A 776-nucleotide genomic window follows, 5' to 3' on the forward strand; every position below is an offset into this window, starting at 1 on the left:
GCCGCCTGGTCGTGGTCGGCCCGCCCCGCGACGCCGTCCCGGACGCGGTCACCGTCCGGGAGGACCCGCCCGGCGCGGGCCCGGTGCCCGCGCTGCGCGCCGGGCTGGCCGAGGTGGACGCGCCGTGGGTGGTGCTGCTCGCCGCCGACCTGCCGTTCCTGCGCGTCCGGCACGTGACCGCCCTGCGGGAGGCCGCCCGCGACGCGGCCGGGGCCGTCCTGCTGGACGACCGGGGCCGCGAGCAGTGGCTGGCCGGATGCTGGCGCACCGCGGCCCTGCGCGCGGCCCTCGACGGCTACACCCGCTCCTCCCTGCACGGGCTGCTGCGCCCCCTGGAGCCGGTGCCGGTGACGGCCGAGGCGGGGGAGCGTCCTCCGTGGTACGACTGCGACACCCCCGACACGCTGGCCAGGGCCGACCTGCTCGCCGCGGCCGACCCGTGCGACAGTGGAGGTCCACCTAGGGGGAGGAACGGCATGCTGGAGGACTGGATCAAGGCCGTGTGCCTCGAACTCGGCGTCGCCCGCGACGACCTGGACCGGGACCTGGTGCTGGACCTGGCGCGCGACGTCGCCCACCAGGTGACCCGGCCGGGCGCCCCGGTGACCGCCTACCTGCTGGGCCTGGCGGTGGGCAAGGGCATCCCGGCCCGGGACGCGGCGGCGCGGCTCACCGAGATGGCCGAGTGCTGGAAGGACCGGACCGGCGTGAACGAACAGGCCGGGGCCGAACAGGCCGTGATCGACTAGGCCGCGTTCCAAAGCCCTGGCCTACGA

Annotated in this window: 1 protein-coding gene; it reads left to right on the forward strand. The window is 77.1% G+C overall.

Annotation, left to right across the window (positions count from 1 at the left end; all coding sequences use genetic code 11):
• The coding region (locus tag AKI01S_RS48650; protein ID WP_067833953.1) for a DUF6457 domain-containing protein at positions 1-749 on the forward strand (749 nt) is incomplete at its 5' end.
• Positions 750-776 lie beyond the last annotated feature (27 nt).

Origin of the sequence: Actinomadura kijaniata NBRC 14229 (genome assembly GCF_001552175.1) — a bacterium.
In the GTDB taxonomy this organism is placed as follows: domain Bacteria; phylum Actinomycetota; class Actinomycetes; order Streptosporangiales; family Streptosporangiaceae; genus Spirillospora; species Spirillospora kijaniata.